Source organism: Octadecabacter temperatus (assembly GCF_001187845.1).
Classification (GTDB): Bacteria; Pseudomonadota; Alphaproteobacteria; order Rhodobacterales; family Rhodobacteraceae; genus Octadecabacter; species Octadecabacter temperatus.
Window position 1 is genome coordinate 2,057,117 of sequence record NZ_CP012160.1, and the last position, 21,727, is coordinate 2,078,843.

General features: G+C 53.6%; 17 protein-coding genes and 1 pseudogene. 11 read left to right on the forward strand and 7 right to left on the reverse strand.

From position 1 onward, the window contains the following. Positions 1-10: 10 nt before the first annotated feature. Positions 11-865, forward strand: coding sequence for a DUF6473 family protein (locus tag OSB_RS10365; RefSeq protein WP_049834931.1), 855 nt, complete (start codon positions 11-13; stop codon positions 863-865). On the opposite strand, the gene OSB_RS10370 is transcribed toward OSB_RS10365, so the two are convergent. Continuing rightward, positions 862-1,725, reverse strand: a complete 864-nt coding sequence (locus OSB_RS10370) for a sulfotransferase (protein WP_049834932.1) — start codon at positions 1,723-1,725, stop codon at positions 862-864. The two genes, OSB_RS10365 and OSB_RS10370, sit on opposite strands and share 4 nt — an antisense overlap. A gap of 174 nt (positions 1,726-1,899) precedes the next feature. Here OSB_RS10370 and OSB_RS10375 point away from each other — a divergent pair, with 174 nt between their 5' ends. Then, complete coding sequence (locus OSB_RS10375; RefSeq protein WP_049834933.1) at positions 1,900-3,324, forward strand: mannose-1-phosphate guanylyltransferase/mannose-6-phosphate isomerase; 1,425 nt, start codon at positions 1,900-1,902, stop codon at positions 3,322-3,324. An 18-nt stretch (positions 3,325-3,342) separates the two neighbouring features. Here OSB_RS10375 and rfbA read toward each other — a convergent pair whose 3' ends face one another. The 4 genes from rfbA to OSB_RS10390 all read right to left on the reverse strand — a co-directional run bounded on the left by rfbA (position 3,343) and on the right by OSB_RS10390 (position 6,389). Continuing rightward, positions 3,343-4,209 carry a glucose-1-phosphate thymidylyltransferase RfbA gene (gene rfbA / locus OSB_RS10380; protein ID WP_049834934.1) on the reverse strand — a complete coding sequence of 289 codons (867 nt, stop codon included), beginning with the start codon at positions 4,207-4,209 and terminating at the stop codon, positions 3,343-3,345. A 25-nt stretch (positions 4,210-4,234) separates the two neighbouring features. Then, positions 4,235-5,074 (reverse strand): dTDP-4-dehydrorhamnose reductase, encoded by an 840-nt coding sequence (rfbD, locus tag OSB_RS10385; RefSeq protein WP_049834935.1) that lies wholly within the window; start codon positions 5,072-5,074, stop codon positions 4,235-4,237. A 130-nt stretch (positions 5,075-5,204) separates the two neighbouring features. Continuing rightward, positions 5,205-5,363 (reverse strand): hypothetical protein, encoded by a 159-nt coding sequence (locus tag OSB_RS16705; protein WP_158454116.1) that lies wholly within the window; start codon positions 5,361-5,363, stop codon positions 5,205-5,207. 36 nt (positions 5,364-5,399) lie between these two features. Then, positions 5,400-6,389: a DUF2793 domain-containing protein gene (locus OSB_RS10390; RefSeq protein ID WP_049834936.1), complete on the reverse strand. Its 990-nt coding sequence runs from the start codon at positions 6,387-6,389 to the stop codon at positions 5,400-5,402. 254 nt (positions 6,390-6,643) lie between these two features. On the opposite strand from OSB_RS10390, the gene OSB_RS10395 reads away from it, so the two are divergent. From OSB_RS10395 to OSB_RS10405, 4 genes and pseudogenes are all read left to right on the forward strand, one after another. Next, positions 6,644-9,379 (forward strand): calcium-binding protein, encoded by a 2,736-nt coding sequence (locus OSB_RS10395; RefSeq protein WP_049834937.1) that lies wholly within the window; start codon positions 6,644-6,646, stop codon positions 9,377-9,379. A 118-nt stretch (positions 9,380-9,497) separates the two neighbouring features. Continuing rightward, positions 9,498-10,072: pseudogene (gene rfbC, locus OSB_RS16520) on the forward strand (dTDP-4-dehydrorhamnose 3,5-epimerase). Beyond that, positions 10,069-11,112 (forward strand): dTDP-glucose 4,6-dehydratase, encoded by a 1,044-nt coding sequence (rfbB, locus tag OSB_RS10400; RefSeq protein WP_049834938.1) that lies wholly within the window; start codon positions 10,069-10,071, stop codon positions 11,110-11,112. Before rfbC ends, rfbB begins: the two are co-directional and overlap by 4 nt. A gap of 75 nt (positions 11,113-11,187) precedes the next feature. Continuing rightward, positions 11,188-12,555: an MATE family efflux transporter gene (locus tag OSB_RS10405; RefSeq protein ID WP_049834939.1), complete on the forward strand. Its 1,368-nt coding sequence runs from the start codon at positions 11,188-11,190 to the stop codon at positions 12,553-12,555. A 10-nt stretch (positions 12,556-12,565) separates the two neighbouring features. On the opposite strand, the gene OSB_RS10410 is transcribed toward OSB_RS10405, so the two are convergent. Together OSB_RS10410 and OSB_RS10415 are read right to left on the reverse strand one after the other, a co-directional pair. Next, positions 12,566-13,249, reverse strand: coding sequence for a GntR family transcriptional regulator (locus OSB_RS10410; protein WP_049834940.1), 684 nt, complete (start codon positions 13,247-13,249; stop codon positions 12,566-12,568). An 81-nt stretch (positions 13,250-13,330) separates the two neighbouring features. Further along, positions 13,331-14,593: an enolase C-terminal domain-like protein gene (locus OSB_RS10415; RefSeq protein ID WP_049834941.1), complete on the reverse strand. Its 1,263-nt coding sequence runs from the start codon at positions 14,591-14,593 to the stop codon at positions 13,331-13,333. Between the two features lie 153 nt (positions 14,594-14,746). Between OSB_RS10415 and OSB_RS10420 the strand changes: the two genes are divergently transcribed. The 5 genes from OSB_RS10420 (at position 14,747) to OSB_RS10440 (ending at position 21,711) form a co-directional block, all read left to right on the forward strand. Further along, positions 14,747-15,850, forward strand: coding sequence for an ABC transporter ATP-binding protein (locus tag OSB_RS10420; protein WP_049834942.1), 1,104 nt, complete (start codon positions 14,747-14,749; stop codon positions 15,848-15,850). Continuing rightward, positions 15,847-16,815, forward strand: coding sequence for an ABC transporter permease (locus OSB_RS10425; RefSeq protein WP_049834943.1), 969 nt, complete (start codon positions 15,847-15,849; stop codon positions 16,813-16,815). Before OSB_RS10420 ends, OSB_RS10425 begins: the two co-directional genes overlap by 4 nt. Before the next feature lie 12 nt (positions 16,816-16,827). Then, a complete protein-coding gene (locus OSB_RS10430; protein ID WP_049834944.1) occupies positions 16,828-17,709 on the forward strand; it encodes a carbohydrate ABC transporter permease in 882 nt (293 codons plus the stop codon). A gap of 32 nt (positions 17,710-17,741) precedes the next feature. Further along, positions 17,742-19,304, forward strand: a complete 1,563-nt coding sequence (locus OSB_RS10435) for a type 2 periplasmic-binding domain-containing protein (protein WP_049834945.1) — start codon at positions 17,742-17,744, stop codon at positions 19,302-19,304. A 76-nt stretch (positions 19,305-19,380) separates the two neighbouring features. Then, complete coding sequence (locus OSB_RS10440) at positions 19,381-21,711, forward strand: DUF4962 domain-containing protein (RefSeq protein ID WP_049834946.1); 2,331 nt, start codon at positions 19,381-19,383, stop codon at positions 21,709-21,711. Positions 21,712-21,727: the final 16 nt, after the last annotated feature.

Here is a 21,727-nt window from a genome sequence, read left to right on the forward strand (position 1 = left end):
GGGGGCTGACATGGGGCTTGGCTATCAAAAGACGGACCGCAACGCGTTTGACTATGATATCTGGTTTGACGCAGGCCTTCCCAACCTCGCACTGCGCGGACCCCAATGTGAGTTAGACGCCGCAAATCGCATTAGCTTCATCGGCGCCGCGCAAACCTTTGGGCGCTTCGTAAAGCACCCTTTCCCGCAGCAAGTCGGGCGTTTTCTTGAACGCCCTGTTGCGAACCTCGGGTTTTCCGGTGCCGGGGCCGAGTTTTACCTAAAGCGCCCCGAACTCATGGCACTTCTGGCCACGTCCGACACCGTGGTTGTGCAAAGCATGTCCGCACGATCCGTCAGCGCAGGCGTATTCAAAACGGCGCGCAACAATGGTGTCCTTGAGTTCCAAACCGGCCCCTGCAAAAGCGAAAGTTATATGGCGGAAGAAGCATATCGAATAGTGAAAACCGATTACGGCGAGGATGCATTGCTGGCCCAACGCAAAGCCGTGCAAGACAAATGGCTTGAACAACATCGAGAACTTGCAGACCAGATTTCAGGCCGCAAGGTCTTCCTGTGGCTGTCCAATGAAGCGCCTAACGACAACCTTGATTACTCCCGTTCAGCGATTGGGCAGTTTCCCCACATGGTCACTGGTGAAATGGTTTCAAAGCTGCCCGACATGGGGTTTGAGGTTATTAAATGTGTCCTGAACCCAGAACCGGTTCAAATTTTGATAAACGACCATAGCCATATGGTTGAGCGGGTTTTCGATACCCAGAAGTTCCCGAACCGACCAGACAAACTGCGCGCCCTAAATGTTTATTACGCGACGCCCGCCCTACATGACAAAGCGGCACGTATGCTGTGCAAAGCACTGCTTTAACCCCACGATAACGGCAAAACGTATCCTTGCGCTTCAACCTCACGTCGGATGCGCGCGACGTCTCCTGCAACCAATTCAGGGAAGAAATCAGGCATCTTATGCTTTTTGCTTTCGGTGACTCGTCTGTCCAGTTCCGCTTGCGGATAGTCAAACGACGTGATGCCTAAGAACCCTTCAATATCATGCAAAATTCCGCGCTGATTATCGTGCAAGTCTTCATAAAAGATCGCTTTATATTGCACCTGATCCAACCCCTGTGACAACCGCCGTAATACCGCGCCGTACTCCCCGTTGTCCCAAATATGCGGCTGGCGGATGAAGGCCTCAAATTCAGACTTTGACCACGTGTTCAACTTGTCTAGTTCGCCCGTCACTTGCAGATGGAATTTGGTATGGCTCCAAAGCCGTTTCACCGGATCGCGCATGGTATAAAGCACGCGCAAGGTGTCACATTTCGACGCAATCTTTGGCCAAACCTCAGCTGGAAGATGGGCATTCAGGTTGGAAAAATCACACGCATAGGTTTGAAATTTGCGCAGTTGAAACAGGTTGCGATACCAGAAATCGTCGACCGGCCGGTCAAGATATGCGGCAACCCAATGCAGGTTCTGGCGGATCGCATCGATGTTGGCCTTTTGCGGATCAAACCGCCACAAATACCTCTCTCGTGCTTCAGACAGGCGGCGTTCCTCGCTTAGAAGCGAGTCGTCCACATAGCGATGATTGAAGTAGTGAATTTCCTTTTCCATCGCAAAATGCAGTTCCGGATGGCGGGCCAGCACAGAATAAAGCCATGTGGTCCCCGCTTTCATTGCGCCAATGCTTAAAAACAGGTTCCCAAACATTTTTGTGGCCGCCATGCGTGATGTCCAGACTTCTTACGTACCAGCACAGGCTACCTGCGAAATCTTAAGACGCCGTTAAGGTTAACGAACAATAAGAAAACTTGGGAATTGGCCATAACTTCGGCCAAATGTTATGCAAAACACAGGCAGGCAGCCGCGAAGCGCTGAAATGAGTATTGAGTGAGAGCAATGACAAAGCACACCATCACCCCAGTCATTCTATGCGGCGGATCAGGTACGCGGCTGTGGCCCCTTTCGCGCAAAAGCTACCCCAAGCAGTTCACCAAACTCATTGGGGACAGCAGCCTGTTTCAGCAGTCAGCCTCACGATTTACATCAACATCCTTTGCTGCCCCTGTCATTGTGACCAACTCCGACTTTCGTTTCACGGCGACCCAACAACTGTCTGATGTCGGCATTGATCCTGGCGCGGTGTTGATTGAACCGGAAGCACGAAACACCGCCCCTGCGCTCCTCGCGGCAGCGTTGAAAGTGGCAGATGACGATCCGGACGCTCTGATACTTGCCGCCCCGTCTGACCATTTCATCAAAGATACTGAGGCATTCCTCGCCAGCGTTGAACGCGCCATTCCTTGTGCCCGCGGCGGGCAGATCGTGACGTTTGGCATAATGCCAACACATCCCGAAACTGGATATGGTTACCTTGAACTCGCGGATGAAACGCCTGACGGCTGCATCGCCTTGCGCCGTTTCGTTGAAAAACCGAACCTGCAAACTGCGCAGGACATGTTGGCAACGGATCGGTTCCTTTGGAACGCTGGTATCTTTTTGTACAAGGCCAGCACGTTGGTAACGGCGTTTTCAAAGCACGCACCTGATATGCTGGAGACCGTCAAAACATCGGTTGCCGACGCCCGTCATGATCTAGGCTTTTTGCGCCTTGATCCGACCGCTTGGGCGGCTTGCGAAGATATTTCTATCGACTTCGCCATCATGGAAAAGGCGGACAATCTTGCCGTGATCGAACACGAAGGCGATTGGTCTGATCTCGGCGGCTGGGATGCGATCCAAAAACAAATGCCCGTTGATGACGCGGGTGTAAGCACACATGGCCCAAGTTTGGCGGTGGATTGCACGGACAGCTTGCTGCGTTCTGAAAGCGATGATGTGCAGCTTGTCGGTCTTGGCCTTAACAATATCGTTGCGATTGCGATGCCGGATGCGGTGTTGGTTGCAGACCGCAGCCGCGTGGCTGATTTGGGTGTCGTGGTAAAGGAAATACGCGCGCGAAAGGTCCGCCAAGCAGACACCTTCCCCCGCGATTATCGGCCATGGGGCTATTTCGAAACGCTAACCCTGCGCGACCGTTTTCAGGTCAAACGGATCGTCGTAAAGCCCGGTGCTGCGCTTAGCTTGCAAAGCCATGTTCATCGCTCGGAGCACTGGATCGTCGTCGCAGGCACCGCGCGCGTTACGGTTGGGGATGATGTGCGCCTCGTATCTGAAAACCAGTCAATCTACGTGCCGTTGGGTGCTAAACACCGACTTGAAAACCCTGGCCATGTGCCGATGGAACTCATCGAAGTGCAGACTGGAAGTTACTTGGGTGAAGACGACATTGTCCGCTATGAGGATGATTATGCGCGCGAATAAGGTGCGCGGAGCCTCGCGTTAGTCGAGCAAACCATTCAAATACGTGCCGTAGCTGTTCTTTGAGAACCGTGCAGCCAATGCGCAAAGCGTTTCGTCACAAATCCAACCCTGCGCGTGGGCGATTTCTTCCAAGCAACCGGTTTGAAGCCCTTGTCGCTGCGTTAGTGTCCGCACAAAGTTTCCAGCATCCAGCAGGCTTGCGTGCGTACCGGTATCCAACCATGCATAGCCGCGCCCCATTTTATTCACCCGCAGTTTTCCGGCCTCCAAATACATCTCCAACAGGGAGGTGATTTCAAGCTCACCACGTTGAGATGGGCGAACATCACGCGCAAGTTTGGGGGCATCTGCGTCAAGAAAATATAGACCTGTAACTGCGTAGTTTGACGGCGGCTCGATCGGCTTTTCGATGATCTGCTGCGCGACGCCATTGTCGTCGAAGTCGACAACGCCATAGCGGTTTGGATCGGCAACGCGATAGCCAAAGATAGTTCCGCCGTCGGTATGCTGATTTGCGTCATGCAGTATCTCAGGCAAACCATGCCCAAAGAAAATATTGTCCCCCAACACCATCGCTGAAGGCGCGCCGTTCAAGAAATTCTCTGCCAGTAAATAAGCCTGCGCCAACCCATCCGGGGACGGCTGCACAATATAGGAAAGCGAAATCCCCCATTGGCTGCCATCGCCAAGCGTGCGTTGAAACTGGCACTGGTCTTGGGGCGTTGTGGTGATCGCGATGACACGGATGCCTGCCAACATCAAAACACTGATCGGGTAATAGATCATCGGTTTGTCGTAAATCGGCAAAAGGTGCTTGGACACGCCAATTGTTATTGGATACAACCTAGAGCCCGTTCCGCCAGCTAGAATTATACCTTTGCGCATGTCCGCCAGTAGTGTCGAAGCGTCGTTAATTTTCAGTTAACTGGTCGCGTAAATATGCACGCCAATCTGGGCGTCGTACACCAAAAGTTTGCTCTAATCCCTGACAGTCCAACCGCGAGTTCAACGGACGTTCCGCTGGCGTAGGGAACTGCGATGACGGAATTTCATCTACCTTGCAGGACACTTTAGCGGCGTTGAAAATTTGGCGGGCGAAATCGGCACGGTTACAATCAGGCGTCCCAGACAGATGATACACGCCGGCCTTTTCAGGTGCATCCATTAACGCTTTGGCAATGGCATGACAGGCCAACGCAATTTCGCGCGCTGGGGTTGGGCCGCCAATTTGGTCTGACACCACACAAAGCTCGCCCCGTGTCGCGCCAAATTTGAGCATGGATTTCACAAAGTTTTTGCCATGGGCCGAAAACACCCATGACGTGCGCAAAATCGCAAAGCGGCCCCCAATTTCACGTATCGCAGCCTCACCGGCAATCTTGGTTCGCCCGTAAGCATTTTGCGGGTTCGGCTGGTGATCTGACGTCCACGGTTCCGAACCAGAACCGTCAAAGACATAGTCGGTTGAAATATGCACAAACGGGATATCGATGTCGGCGCAAGCCCGTGCCATCGCATGCGGTGCACGTGTATTCACGACCTGCGCGATGTTTTCTTCAACCTCGGCGCCGTCGACGTCGGTATAGGCAGCGGCGTTGATCACGGCGCGCGGGCGATGTGACGCAATCGCATTGGCGCAGGCCATCGGGTCAGTCAGGTCAACATCCGCGCGACCAAGGCAAAGCACGTCGGACAGGGGCGACAATTCAGTCGCCACCTGCCCCGTTTTTCCAAAGACTAAAATCGTCATTGCGGGTTTCCAAAACCAGAGGACGAATGACGTCTCAAACTATTCATGTGTTCAGGGTCCTGTTTCTAAGGAACACACACTAAATTCGAAAACTTTCACAATCGTTAACAGTTACTAACATGCGTTTACGTTACTTAAACGCGACCGTCGGGTCATCGGCGTGCAATGCTGCGATCAAGCTTTCTTCTGTCATCGTAACAGGTGCGCGCACCCGTCCGTGGCCGGGTAAATTGAAAATTCGGTATTCAACAACTTTTGGTGCATCATCAATTGGTTTTGTCGTGGACATGTTTTTCTCCGTTCAGAAGTTTGGTTGGGAAACGCCTTACTTGCCCATCGTGGACAGTGTGAAGAACCGGTTCGAACCGAGGCGGTTTTCGATGTACAGCTGCTTGGTTGCCGCCGTTGTATCGACAGAAATGTTGATTGCGTTGGCGGGGCCTGTTGTTCCGGTGAGCGGCCCGCTCAGGAAGTTCAACGATCCTGGAGGGCTGATGAACATCGACCCAAAATTATTCGCACCACTCAGGTTACCTGTGATCGAGAAAAGGTAGAAGCGACCGATGATGTTGACAGACAGCCACATCAAAATCCGCGCAGGGTCCGAGAACGGGATTGGCATGTTGTAAGAAGTGTCGTTCAAAATAAAGAGGTCTTCAAAGTAACACTGGCCTTGCGGCATCTGAACGGCACCTGTGTCCGCCTCAACTACGATTGCATCGCGGTAGCTTGAGCCGTCGTCCGAGACCTTGATTGTGAAGTCATCGCCCCCCGTCGTGCCCATTTCAGCGCGCCCCGAGTAACCGGTTTGAAACAACAGGCTAGCGGTGTCCGCCGGCGCGGCCTTATTCACTTTCAACTGGTGGCCGTCACCATCATTTGTCAGCAACGTCGCATCAGCGGCAACCGTCAATCGGTTGGTGTCATCTGCAGCCGCATTCACGCCCACATGATCCACATTCTGTAGCGGTGCGCTGGTTGGGTAGACCCAGTTCGTGCCATCAAATCGCAGTGTTTCACCCGTTGATAGAATATCTGCATGCCAACCCGCGACGGGGGTAAAGAACGTCCATGCGCCATTTGCGTAAAGCGCAACACTGTTGTCATTACCTGCCCAGGCCCCCGTTGCGGACGCACCGACAATGTAGCGTTCATTCGCCCCAGGACTAGCGGGTGGCGCGGTCAGGTTCACATCTTCAACCGCCAACTGCACGACCGCATCCAACAAGAATAACGCCTCATTGTGCGTGACGTGTTTTTGCGCCTGAGCTGGCTGAATATAAGGCATCGATAGAATCTGGGATTGGTCTGACATAGGGGCGTCCTTTCAAGGAAATATCTGGCGCGTTCAGAAAATGGCATTGAGGTGCATTTGCTGCACCGTCCGATTTCCAACTTAAGAAGATGAAAACCCTGCGTTCGCACCAAAGCGGATCTATGCAACACCTCGACTCCTGAAAGATCATCTAAAATTCGCCGGGATTGCCCCCCCTCTGCCCCGATTTGGCGCCGCTCTTTGCCCGAACGAAACCGCACAAGTGTCTTCGGTGAGATGGTTTTGGGATTAAAATGCTAGCGTCTTTTTCAGCTTATGGTGCCGTCTCCGTGTTCGGCGGTCCGATTGAGGATAATCCGCATATCGGGATTACGGACGTGCAAATTCTGGACACCGCTGACGGCCCGATGTTGTTCGTTGCAACGCGTGGGGATGGCTGGCTGACCGCGTTTGATTTGGGCAGTGATGCTGGCGATGCCATTGAAGTTGGTGCTTGGGAAATTGATGCGTCGTACTTGCATTTGGAAACCACCGACCTAGCGATCCGCGACACGGGCGCTAACACGTTTGAGCTGTTTTTGGCCGGCCTCAACGATGCCGACTTGCAAGGCGTTACCCTTTCCCCCGACGGCGCAACATCGCCCTTTGATGTAGCAACTGATTGGTCCGCGTCCGGTATGGATGCCGCAAACATCAGCACGATCGCTCTTTGGGATGGCTCCTCAAATGGACTTGTCGCGCTTAACGATGGAGGACTGGCGCAGGTTACGTTCAACGCGAACGGGTCGCTGGGATATGAAACCATATCCGTCCCGAATTCCCTGTCCAGCGCGGTTGCGACCCATATTGAAACGGCGACCCACAACGGTGATGCGATTGCGCTGGTCAGTTACGGTGCGTCTGACACTGTGTCCCTATTTCACGAAAACGGTAACGGCGACCTTGTGCATCTGCATAACCTGACCAACGACAACGGGCTTTGGGTTAACGACCCCGGAGCAATAACCTTTGCAAACGGAATTGACGGCGGGCTTTACGCGATCCTCGCATCATCTGGTAGCAGCACGCTCTCGGTTTTGGAAATTGCGAACAATGGCGAAGAAATGCGGGTTGTCGATCACCTGTTTGATACGCTCGACACGCGGTTTGAATCTGCATCCCACGTCACGACGGTCACTATGAACGGAGTGGATTACGTTCTTGCCGCGGGCGCGGATGATGGCATCAGCCTGTTTGCACTGCTCAGCGAAGGTCGTCTCCAACACGTTGAAACAATTGCGGGCAGTGTCGGTTCTCCGTTGCAGGGGATTACGGGCATCACCGCGACCCAAACAGTAAACGGCGCGCGTGTCTTCGCAACGACCCAAGGCGCGCCCTACCTTGTCGAGTATGACATCACCTTTGATGACATTGGTAAGGTTAAGCTCGGGACTGGTGGCGATGATACGATTAATGGCCAAGCCAATGACGACATCATCATCGGCGGCGATGGAAACGATACACTGACCGGAAATAACGGCGAGGACACCATCATCGACGGTAATGGCCTTGATGTCATGACTGGCTCGATCGGCGCGGACCTCTTTATTTTGGTGAAAGATGAATACACCGACATCATCACCGACTTTGATCCCAACGAAGACGTGCTAGATCTTTCCGCGCTCAGCCTCATTGGCGGGCTCAACAATTTGCATATCACGTCCTACACTTGGGGCGCTGAACTACAGTTTTTCGACTCCGTGCTCGACGTCTATAGCTCTGATGGGACGGCCCTTGGTGCCGATGATTTCACGCATTTGAATGTCATCATCGGCAATCGAATGGGCGTCGATCCGTCGCTCTATGACACGTCGCTTTATGGGCCGGTCACACCGACTGTTCAGGAACTCTCGCCAACTATCTTACCTGGTACGCCCCCAGACCAATTGAACCGTTTAGGGACACCGAACATGGTTCCGTCGACCAACGGCACCGTGACCAACGGCACCAATGCGCCCGATGACATCGCCGCCTCAAGCACCAATGATACTGTTTTCGGGCTTTCTGGGGACGACACCATTGCGGGCGGGTCTGGCAACGACCAACTCGCTGGTGACGGTGGTGCGGATATTCTTGAGGGCGAAAGCGGCAACGATCACCTATTTGGCGGTATTGGCTTTGACACGTTGCATGGCGGCACAGGAGACGACGTCCTTTATGGCGAAGATCACGCCGACACGCTGTACGGTGATGATGGCGCAGATCAGCTTATTGGGGGCGACGGCTACGATTGGCTATTTGGCGGCAACGGCGATGATTTCCTGTGGGCTGGCACCACGGCGGACCGACTTTATGGCGGTGACGGGGATGACTACATGGATGCTGGGAGCAACTACGGCATCACCGTTGACGGCCTTTGGGGCGGCGCGGGCAATGACACGATGTTCGGCAGCGCAGGTTACGACCTATTGGTGGGTGGCGATGGTGACGACATCATGGATGGCGGACATCAGGCCGACAATATTTATGGCGACGCAGGCAACGACACCCTGTTTGGCGATCTTGGGTTAGATCGGCTTTTCGGTGGTGTGGGCGATGATCTTCTTTCTGGCGGCGACGGAAATGACGGGCATTTTGGCGGCGATGGAAATGACACTGCATGGGGTGGGACTGGCGATGACCGCTTCTTTGGCGGCTCTGGTAACGACATGCTTCTTGGGGAAGACGGCGCAGATACGCTCTATGGTGGATCAGGTTTTGATACGGTTGTCGGCGGCGCAGGGGACGACACTCTTGCCGGAAATTTCAATGCGGATCGTTTTGTGTTCGAAGACAATCACGGTCACGATATCATTCTGGACTTCGACGCGAACAACACCTTGGAACGTATTGATTTTGCACGCGTTGATCAGATCGTGAACTACGCCGACGTTTTGAACGCCATGACGCAAATCGGCGATCATGTGGTCATCATAACTGGCACAAATAGCTCTGTGCTGATCGAGAACGTGGACATCAACCTGCTGGATGAAGGTGACTTCTTATTTTAAAGAGATTTCCGTTCCCTGGATACTCGTCGTAACACTTCATTAACCGCGATCCAGTATCCGTTAACCAACACCTATCGACGTCTTGTCACTGGTGTTGGTATTCCGCGAAGGGTTCGCAATGGCTGTAAAAATCGAGACGACTGATTTGGACGGCGTGCTTGTCATCACGCCCGACCGCTTCACAGACCAACGCGGGTTCTTTTCTGAATCCTACAATCTTAACGCACTCACAAAGGGCGGTATCGACATCGCTTTTGTTCAAGACAATCACTCGTTTTCATTGGCCGCTGGCACAGTGCGTGGGCTGCACTTCCAATCTCCACCTTTCGCCCAAACAAAGCTGGTGCGCTGCGGGCGCGGGTCGTGTTTTGATGTTTCAGTTGATATTCGCGCGGGCTCTCCAACTTACGGAAAATGGACAGGGGTTGAACTTAGTTTCGAAAACGGGCGTCAATTATTGGTTCCAGCAGGGTTCGCGCACGGCTTCGTAACACGTGAACCGCAAACCGAGGTCGTCTACAAATGTTCGCACGAATACGCACCCCAAGCGGAACATGGTCTCCTTTGGAATGATCCAGACATTGGTTTGATTGGGGCGTGCACGCAACCGACGCCGTCCTCTCTGATAAAGACGCGGTCGCAGGGAAATTCGCCGACCTGCAAAGCCCGTTCACCTGGGACGTTACCCAATGACCTTGTTGGTAACTGGTGGTGCTGGGTTTATCGGATCTGCCGCTGTCCGCGCTGCAATTGCACGTGGGATGCGCGTGGTGAATGTCGATGCCCTCACATACGCCGCCTGCTCCAACAACCTCAAAAACGTGCAAGACAATCCCCTTTACTCCTTCGTCAAAGCCGACATTCGCGACGCCGCAGCCCTATCGCAGGTATTCGAAGCCCATAGCCCGACCGCAGTTATGCACCTTGCTGCCGAAAGCCATGTAGACCGATCAATTGACGGCCCATGCGTTTTTGTTGAAACCAATGTGACCGGCACCTTTAATCTCCTCGAAGCGGCGCGGACCCATTGGGTTTCCCAAGGAAAGCCCAGGACGTTCCGGTTTTTACATGTCTCAACGGATGAAGTTTTCGGCTCGCTTGGCGAAGCCGGCAAGTTCAGCGAAACCACGCCCTACGCGCCTCGCTCGCCCTACTCCGCTTCGAAGGCTGCGAGCGATCATCTCGTGCGCGCATGGGGCGAGACCTATGGCCTGCCAGTTCTCCTTACGAACTGCTCAAACAATTACGGGCCATACCATTTCCCCGAAAAGCTGATCCCTGTGGTGATTATCAACGCATTGGCGGGCAAAGACATTCCAATCTATGGCACTGGGGAGAACATTCGTGACTGGCTGTTTGTTGACGACCACGCGGATGCTTTGTTAGCCGTCTTAAAAGGCAGTGCGGCAAACCGCAGCTACACCATCGGGGGCAACAACGAAGTCCGCAATATTGATCTGGTGAAAACCATTTGCGCGCTATTGGACGATAAACGCCCTACGGGCAGTCCGTATGCGGATCAAATCGCCTTTGTTTCAGACCGTCCCGGCCACGATGAACGTACTGCAATTGACGCATCCCGCATCTCGGCGGAACTTGGATGGCGGCCCTCCGTGACGTTACATGAAGGCCTTGAGAAAACCGTTCAGTGGTTCCTTGATAACGAGGACTGGTGGCGCGCGATCTTAGCCCGAGACGGCGTTGGGACGCGTTTGGGTACGATTGCGGCCTAAACCACACCCTTTTCAATTCTAGTATCCCAGAGTTCGTGTTAAGCACCCTCAAACCACAAACCCGAGGATCGCGTTTTGTCACAGACGGCCCAAAATCGGGGCACCCCTTCAACGCGTGATCTGTTTGGGTTGGCTTGGCCGCTTGGCCTCAAAGCGATCATGCTGCACGGTATCATTGTCGTTGATGCCTATCTCGTCGCGCCCCTCGGTGAGGCCGCCCTTGCGGCGATGGGATTGGCCGGCGCGCTTGCAGGTTTGCTGTTGGGCATCCTGTTTTCTTTCTCGAACGCAACCCAGATCAGAATTGCGCAAGCCTTTGGTGCAGCGGGTCCCGTTGCTCTGAAGACCAGCTTTTTTTGCGGACTGCTGATCAACCTTGCAGCAACCGCCCTTGGCTTGGTCGTGGTCATATTCTTTGGCGATCAGATAATCGACTACTTTGCCCACACACCCGAAATTGCCGACCAAGCAATTGGCTACCTTCACGTCTTTCTTTGGTTGGTTGTGTTCGAAGCCGTCGGCCAATGCTTGTCCAGCCATTTCAACGGTTGCGGAAACACAAAGCTGTCGTTTTATAGCTACCTAATCGCGATGCCGATCAACATCGGGCTCAGCATTGTGTTGATCTATGGCCTATACGGTTTCCCAGAACTTGGCGTTGTTGGCGCGGCCTATGGTAGTGCGGCGGCAGCGGCCGCGCGGGTCGCGTTTTTGGGCTGGCGGTTCTGGCGCAGCGAAGGCGATATCATTGCCGCGAAGGGGTGGTCGAAAGACACGTTTCGCCATGCGCTGAAACGGCACTGGCTGTTCTCGTTACCGATTGCCGCGACCTTTATCAGCATGTCTATCGGCACGCAGGTAAGCATGCTTGTTTACGCTACGATGACGGTCAACGAATTCGCCGCTATGACGCTCATCATGCCGTGGGTCCAGACAGCTGGCGTCTTCGGTATGGCTTGGGCACAGGCCGTCGGCATCGCGGTGGCACAACTGCTCGGCAAAGACCTCGACGAGGCGAGCTTGGATGAATTCCTCAGCCGCGCATGGCGCGCCTCATTTGTTGCATCCGTTTTTGTGGCGCTTGCATATTTGGTGATAATCCTAATGTCGGATCGTCTTTACGATGACCTTCAGCAACAGACCCGCGCGTACCTGATGACATTCCTACCTGTGCTGCTTCTTTTGCCGTTCCCAAAGGGATCGAACGCCATCTGCGGTCAAACGCTACGTGCGGCGGGCGATACGGTGCGGGTTATGAACATATTCTTATTGGGGCAATGGGTATTCAAAGTCCCACTAACCATTCTGTTCGTGATCTATTTGGATCTGCACATCGCATGGGTATTTGCACTGGTCCTGATCGAAGAACTGGTCAAGTTTCCGCCATTCCACTTACGCCTTTTCACGGGCAACTGGAAACGCGCACAGGTTTTTGACGACTGATTTATCCGCCCTATGGGTCGAAATAGTCCCCGTGTGCATCCAAGATTGCGTCGATCGTGGCATCCAAACGTGAGAGGTGAATCATTCCAGCTGCGACAGCCCCGTCACCATCGTGATTGCGGACGCATTCTGTAATCGCTTTGTGGTCGTCCAAAAGCTGGCTCAAACGGTTCACTTTGGACAAGCTCAACATGCACAAACGGTCTACGTTGGCTTTCTCTTGCTTGATGACTTCGAACGCGAAGTCGACTTTGGCGATTTCACATAGGGTTTGGTGGAATTGATAATCCAACGCGCCAAATCGATCGTAGTCATCGGCTTCAACAACTGCGGTTTGCTGGATTAGGCTTGCGTCTAATTGGGACGCGCCAATGGCATCGCAATGCTGCGCTGCACGGCGCAGTATTTCAGACTCAACAGAAGCACGTACAAATCGTGATTTTTCAATCTCACGCATGGAAAAGCGCTTCACTTCCGTAGCGCGCTGCGGGCGGATCAACAGAAGGTCAAGGTTCTCAAGGCGGCTGAATGCATCTCGGACCGGCTGACGCGACACGCCAAATTGCGCAGCAATCTCTGCTTCGGAAATCTTGTCCCCTGGCAGCAAATTCAAAGAGGCGATCTCATCGCGCAGATGGTCGAACACAACATCCACACTGGTGCGTCGATCACGAACTTGGTTTGCGCTAGGCATGATTAATTCTCCACAATTGCAGGCTTTCTAGTAAGGTTTGTCCCAAAAGACAAACCTTTCGAACGGACGTATAAGGTTGGCTCACCAACGAGGTACCTTTCGAACGTAATCAGGAATGTACTTCAGCATTTCGTCAGTATCGTCACGATCTTGAACCATCGCGGTGTTGTAAAGGTCATGCAGTTGCGCGACGGCTTCATGATCCAGTTCAACCCCTAGTCCGGGCCCTTCAGGGACTTGAAGCGTGCCATTCTGGAACGTCGGACGCCCACCTTTGATGATCTCTTTGGCGGACCATGGGTAATGCGTATCGCAATCATAGGTCAGATTTGGTGTCGCAGCGGCCACATGACACATCGCAGCGAGGGAAATTCCAAGATGCGAGTTAGAATGCATCGAAACACCCAAGTTCGCCGCGCGACACATCTCACCAAGGTGAATCGCTCCGGTCGCTCCGCGCCAATAGTGATGGTCCGACAGCACGATCTGCACCGCGTCCTTTTTAACGGCCTCGATGATCTCGTCGAACTCGACGACGACCAAATTCGTGGCCAAAGGCATATCCGTTTGCGCCGAAAGCTCCGCCATCGCATCCATACCGCGGCAAGGATCTTCAAGGTACTCCAGCACCCCACCTTCAACGCCCCCAAGATCTTTGATGACTTTCAGTGCTGTCTTCGGAGACCAAGCGCCCATCGGGTCAATGCGCAATCCATGTGTCGGAAACGTTTCGCGCAGCTTCAACATGGTTTCGACCTCTAGGTCGGGATGAAGAACTCCGCCCTTCAGTTTCCACGACTTGAACCCGTATTTGGCAGAAAACTCTTTCGCTTGTTCTATCAGCGCATCCGGCGTCATCACTTCGCCCATGATGTCGGGACCGAACGTTAGGTCCTGCTTGGCAAACTTGTAAAACAAATACCCCCCAAACGGGATGGTCTTACGCACAGCACCGCCGAGCAAATCATACAAAGGCCGATCGATTTCTTTGCCACGAATATCCAGCAGCGCGATCTCGAACGCACTGTAGACAACATCGACAACCTTATGATCTGCCAAGGCAGTTGGCGCATTGACGCCACCCCCTTCTGGCAATGCGGTTTCAACGCGCTGGCGCAAGTCACGAAGGTTATATGGGTCGAGACCTTCAAGTGTAGGCGCCACAGTTTGCAGTCCCTTCAACGTACGAGCTGCACCATACGCCTCACCGAGACCCGTCAAACCTGTGTCAGTCTCAACCTCAATAATAGCACGTAAGAACACGGACGGATGCACGCCTTTAGTATTCGCCAATGGAACATCGGGAATTGCGATCGGTGTGATCTTTACATTCGTTATACGCATGCTAGCCTCATTGTATCCCAGCCATCAGAGCCGCAATTTACGCACAAATCAATACTAGTAGTCCAGATTGAGAACTGGTATACCAGATCAAATTGGGCGATTCTTTCGTCCACTCGGGAGGCACAGCGCGAAAGCGCACTAGGGGGGATACTAATGTCTGGCGTAAAGTTGGAGAGCATCGTTAAAGCGTATGGCGCGGTGCAGGTCGTTCACGGAATCGACCTTGAAGTTAAAGAAAAAGAATTTGTCGTTCTTGTCGGACCGTCCGGTTGCGGTAAGTCCACGACGTTGCGCATGGTCGCAGGTCTTGAGGAAATTTCTGGTGGTGAGCTGACCATCGATGGTCGCGTCATGAACCGTGTCGCCCCAAAGGACCGCGATGTGGCGATGGTTTTCCAAAACTACGCACTTTATCCGCACCTTGATGTGGCAAACAACATCGCGTTCGGCCTTAAAATCCGCAAGAACAGCAAAGAAGAAATCGCAGCTTCCGTTGACGAAGTTGCCGGCATTCTCGGGCTCACAGATTACCTAGAACGCAAGCCGTCTGATCTGTCTGGTGGGCAACGTCAGCGCGTTGCTATGGGCCGTGCGATTGTTCGCCGCCCGAAAGTGTTTCTGTTCGATGAGCCCCTTTCAAACCTAGACGCCAAGCTGCGCACGCAGATGCGCGCTGAAATCAAACGTTTGCACAAGCGCCTTGGCGTTACGTCCATCTATGTGACGCACGATCAGGTCGAAGCGATGACTCTCGCTGACCGTATCGTTGTGATGAACGATGGCCGGATTGAGCAAATCGGCACGCCGATGGAGCTATTCCTCAATCCAGTAAATGCTTTTGTCGCTGGTTTCTTGGGCGCACCCCCGATGAATATGATCGAAGCCACGATTGGCGAAGGGGATACGTCTCCGGTTGCTAGTTTTGCTGGTGGGCAGCTGGCCCTGTCAAAGCTCTCAGGATTGCAAAACTCAGTTGGCCGCAAGGTGACTGTCGGTATCCGTCCTGAATATGCGCAGATCGCTACTGAAGCGACGCCTGGTTCTGTTGCCTGTGATCTTGAGCTGGTTGAAACGCTCGGGTCCGAAGCACTGCTGCACACGACTGTTGGCGATGAGCCCTTTGTGATCCGCACCGATACGCTCGGCAACATGGACACGCTCGAGGCCGTCACTGGCTTTACGGCGAAGCCAGACCTGATCAAAGTATTTGACGCGAAAACTGGCTTGGCCCTGTCTGGCCAAACGCGTGAAGCATGAACGGCGCGGACGGGCATAAGGCCGACACGCCCAAAGTGGCCTACACGCAACGCTCACGAGTGACGCGTATCGCCGATCACCTCAAACGCGACTGGCAGCTTTATGTGCTGCTTCTCCCAACGATCATCTGGTTGATCGTGTTTCTGTATAAGCCAATGTACGGCCTGCAGATCGCGTTCAAGGACTACAGTATCTTTAAAGGCGTCGCGGCCAGCCCTTGGATCGGGTTTGAACATTTCGAGACGTTGTTCGGCAGCGAAGGCTTTACGCGGGCGCTAAGAAACACCATCGCGATCAGTTTCTGGAGCCTTGTTATTGGCTTCCCTGTGCCGATCATTCTTGCGCTTATGTTCAACGAAATCCTGAATCGTAAGTTTAAAAGCACAGCTCAAACAATCGTTTACCTGCCGCACTTCATCTCATCCGTTATCATTGCGGGTATCGTGATCACGGCGTTCTCTCCATCTGCGGGTATCGTGAACACCGTGATGGGTTGGTTTGGAATGGATGCTGTTTACTTCCTGACAAAACCCGAATGGTTCCGCCCGATCTTTATCGGCACGACCATCTGGCAAGAGGCGGGCTTCCAATCCATCGTATACCTTGCTGCCATCGCTGGCGTGTCTCCCACACTTTACGAGTCGGCGGTTGTTGATGGGGCCACGCGTTGGCAGATGATGTGGAAAATCACCATTCCATGCATCCTACCGACGCTGATCATCATGTTGATCATCCGCATCGGTAACATGCTCGAAGTTTCCTTCGAGATGATCATCCTGCTCTATCAGCCAAGCACCTATGAAACCGCCGACGTCGTGAACACCTTCATCTACCGTCAAGGTTTGCAGAACGGTCAGTACGACTTTGCTGCTGCTGCGGGCTTGTTCAACGCTGTCGTCGCATTCGTTCTCGTCATCGGCGCCAACTCAATCGCTAAGCGCTACTCGCGCACATCACTGTGGTAGGAGGATATCAACGTGGCTAATCTCAACCTCTATTCCGCTGGCGATAAGCGTTTCGTCATCATCAACATGATCCTGATTGCGGTCTTTACGGTCTCAACCATGTATCCGTTCATCTATATCGGGTCTCTGTCCTTCAGCTCTGGCTTTGCGGCACGTGCTGGGCAGGTCGTTCTGACCCCGATTGAGACAACATTCGAAGCCTACAAATACATCCTGTCACAACGCATGTTCTGGGTGTCTTACGGCAACACATTCTTCTACACGATCTTCGGCACGATTTGTTCCCTGCTGTTCTTGATCCCGGGCGCCTATGCCCTGTCACGTCCACAGCTGTTTGGCCGCCGTTTCTTCAACCTGATGGTAGCGTTCACCATGTGGTTCAACGCGGGCCTGATCCCGTTCTTCTTAAACATGCGCGACCTTGGATTGCTGGACAGCTATATCGGCATCATCATCGGTTTCGCAGTGAACGGCTTTAACCTGATCTTGCTGCGCAACTTCTTTGAAGGCGTTCCAAGTTCATTTGAAGAAGCCGCACGAATGGACGGCGCCAACGACTTTCAGGTTTTGTGGAAGGTCTATGTGCCGCTAGCCAAACCTGCCATCGCTACCGTAGCTCTGTTCTGCCTCGTGTCTCGCTGGAACGGCTTTTTCTGGGCGATGGTTTTGCTGCGCGACGAAGACAAGATCCCGTTGCAAGTCTACCTGCGCCACACAATTGCGACGCTTTCGGATGACCACGAATTCGGGGCAACACTCGCATCAACCAACTACTCGGCCGAAACGGTGTCTGCTGCAATTATCGTTTGTTCGATCATTCCAGTCATCATCGTCTACCCTTTCATCCAGAAGTATTTCGAAAAAGGAATTCTGATGGGTGGGGTCAAAGAATAACGAAAACGCAACTTTTCTGGGAGGAAACCATTATGCGTAAACTAACTTTAACCTCAGCTCTCCTTGCGGGTACCGCAATGGCAGCTCCGGCGTTTGCCGACGGTCACTTGCTGATCGTGGACGAGCCTCTGGAACTAACCATTCAGATGAACCACGTTCGCTACCCGACGTACATCGAAGATTGGCCTGTTGAAGTCGCAGCACGCGCGATGACAAACATCCACCTCGTGGACGACACCGTTGGTGCGAACATGCGCACCGACGAAAACACAGGTAAAACCGAAGCGTTGAACTTGATGCTTGCTGGTGGCGTGATCCCTGACATCGTTGGTTCCAGCCGCATCAAAGACTTCGTGAACCAGTACGGTCCAGAAGGTGCGTTCGTTCCACTGAACGACCTGATCGCTGAGCACGCGCCAAACCTACAGGCGTTCTTTGACGAACGCCCTGAAATCGCATCTGCGATCTCTGCGGCAGACGGCAACATGTACTACATTCCGTATCTTCCAGATGGCAAATACGGCCGTGCGTACTTCATCCGCACCGACTGGCTCGAGCAACTTGGCCTTGAGCGCCCTGAGAACGTTGAAGAACTCGAAGCAGTTCTCGTTGCATTCCGTGACGGCGATCCAAACGGCAACGGCTTGGCTGACGAAGTGCCTTACTTCGCACGTCAGTGGCCTGAGCTTATCCGTCTCGTAACACTGTGGGACGGTCGTTCTTCCGGTTCTGACACGTACCACGACTTCTACGTTGAAGGTGACCAGCTGGTTCACCCATACGCACAGGAAGGCTACCGTGAAGGTATCGCAAACCTGTCCCGTTGGTACGCTGAAGGTCTGATCGACGCTGAAGTCTTCACCCGTGGCGGTTCTTCTCGTGACTATCTGCTGGGTGAAAACCTTGGCGGCATGACACACGATTGGTTCGCATCTACAGGTGGCTACAACCGTCTGTCCGCTGACATCGAAGGCTTTGCATTCGAAGCGCTTGCGCCACCGGCATCCGTGTCCGGCGTTCGCATGGAAGAGCACCGCCGTATTCCAATCAAGCCAGATGGCTGGGCGATTGGCGCAACCAACGAGCACCAAATCGAAACCATCAAGTACTTTGATTTCTGGTTCACAGAAGAAGGCCGTCGTTTGGCTAACTTCGGCGTCGAAGGCCAGCAGTACACAATGGTCGATGGCGAAGCGACGTTCACTGAAGAGTTCCTCACAAATGGCGAGCCGGTGAACAACCAGCTGTACCGTGTTGGCTCCCAACTTCAGGCACGTGGTTACTACCAAGACTACGGTTACGAAGCACAGTGGTCTAACGAGTTCGCCCTCGAAGGCATCGCGCTTTATGACGAAGGCGACTACCTCGTAGATCAGTTCCTCGGCGTCGCATTCAACGCAGATGAACAGCGCGTTTATGACCGCACGTTCTCTTCAATCCGTGACTACATGCTTGAGCGTCAGCAGGGTTGGATCCTTGGTAACTCCGACGTCAACGAGGACTGGGATGCATACATCGCGACACTCAACGACATGGGCTACCAGGAGCTTCTTGAAGTTATGAACTCCGCATACGCCCGTCAGTACGGCGAGTAATTTAGCCACTCACGATCGGGAGGAGCGGCACAGTCGCTCCTCCTACTTTTCCCTTTATCCGAAAGACCGAATTCTCATGTCCACACAAGCTCTTCCGACACTAGATGAACCAAACCCAGGCCGTTTGATGATCCAGTATGGACCGGATTCAAATGTGGACGACGCGGCCCCTGTGGCTGAAAACCCACCCCGTTTTACTTGGCTTCCGGTGATCGAAGATGAGGCGCAGTATGCTTTGCGCATCTCGACGGACCCGAAGTACCCCGCCAAAACGACGACCAACTACACATGCCTACCGCTGAACTTCTTCACACCTGACGTCACGTTGCCAGTGGGCGACTATGTCTGGTCATACGCCGTTTGCGATGAGGCCGGAAAGGCACTTACAAGCTGGAGCAAAGATCGCGCATTTACGATCACTGCTGACCTGCCCGAAACACCCCTGCCCCTGCGCGCGGCGCGTCTTGATAGCGCCACCCGCGCCCATCCACGCCTTTGGCTGACACCTGACAAGTTGGGCGACTTCCGCAAAGCCGTGTCTAAAGATGCGAGCCACTGCACTTGGTCGAACTTTTATGAAAAATCCGTCCTGCCGTGGATGGACAAAGACGTTTATAAAGAGCCGGCTGGGTATCCTGACAACAAACGCGTCGCCCCTGTCTGGCGTCAAACCTATATCGACTGTCAGGAATTGCTTTACGCGATACGCCACCTTGCGATTGGTGGTCAGGTCACGCAAGACCAAGCCATGCTGGACCGCGCCAAGGAATGGCTGTTGTCCACGGCCGAATGGAACCCGATGGGTAATACGTCCCGCGCATACACGGACGAATGGGCCTACCGCGTGTGTAACGCTTTGGCGTGGGGCTATGATTGGCTCTACGATCAAATGAATGACGCGGAACGCACGAAAGTTCGCGCCGCGTTGCTGGAACGCACCCGCGACATCGCAGAACACGCCATCATCAACGCCAAAATCCACCTTTTCCCTTACGACAGCCATGCTGTTCGGTCTGTGTCTTTGACGCTCATCCCTGCCTGTATCGCGCTTCTTGGGGACGACGAGGATGACGAAGCTCGTGAATGGTTAGATTACTGCATCGAATTCCTGTTCACCGTCTACTCGCCTTGGGGCGACAGCGACGGCGGCTGGGCCGAAGGCACGAACTATTGGATGATGGGCATGGCCTATCTGATCGATGCAGCGAACCTGCTGAAATCATATGCAGGCTTTGATTTGTACAAGCGCCCGTTCTTCCAGAACACAGGTGACTTCCCGCTCTATTGCAAAGCCCCAAGCACGCGCCGCTCGACCTTTGGCGATGACTCAACACAAGGCGATCTGCCTTGCATTAAAACCGGCCTTAACTTGCGTCAATTCGCGGGTGAAACCGGCAATGGTGCTTACCAGTGGTATTACGAAGAACTCGAACGTCTGAACCCAGGCACCGAGATGGCGTTTTACAACTGGGGTTGGTGGGACACCAATTTCGACGATCTCATTTACAATTCCAGCTGTGCCCCTGTTCAAGCAACTTCTCCCGTTAACGGCTTGCGACACTTTAAGGGCATCGGCTGGGTCGGCGTTCAGCATGAAATGGCGGACGCCGACAAGAATATCCAACTGGTGTTCAAGTCCTCGCAATTCGGATCAATCAGCCACAGCCACGGCGACCAGAACGCATTCTGTATGGCTGCTTTTGGCGAAGACATGGCGATCCAATCGGGCCACTACGTGGCCTTCAATTCAACGATGCACCGCAATTGGCGTCGTCAGACCCGTTCCAAGAACGCGATCCTGATCAACGGCAAAGGCCAGTACGCCGACAAGGACAAGTCCAAGGCGATGAAGGCGCGTGGTAAAATCCTTGCCGCCGAAGAACACGACGACCACATCTATATCAAAGGCGATGCAACGGCAGCATATCAAAGCCTGTCGCCAGAAGTGACCCTGGCCGAGCGTGAGATCTACTTCGTGCGTGGCAGCTATTTCGTGATCGTCGACAAAGTAGATGCTGAAACACCCGTCACCATCGACTGGCTGTTGCACGCGAACGAAAAATACGACCTCGGCAAAACATCCTTCCGCAACAACGGCGAGAAGGCTGGTTTTTACGGTCAGGTCGTTTGGTCCGAAGCAGGTAAACCAATCCTCACGCAGGAAACGGGTTTCCCTGATGTTGACCCTGCCGATTACAAAGGCCTGCCTGTCAGCACCTGCCTGCACGCACAATATCCGGCATCAACACGGCACCGAATTGCAACGTTGCTTGTGCCCTATAGCCACAAAGACCCGAAACGCATCTTCCACTTCATGGATGACCAAGGCTATGACGCCGACCTTTATTTCACCGACCCCGATGAAAACACATTCAAAGTGGTCATGAAAAAGCTGGCGAACACGTAACAATACTCAAACTGGA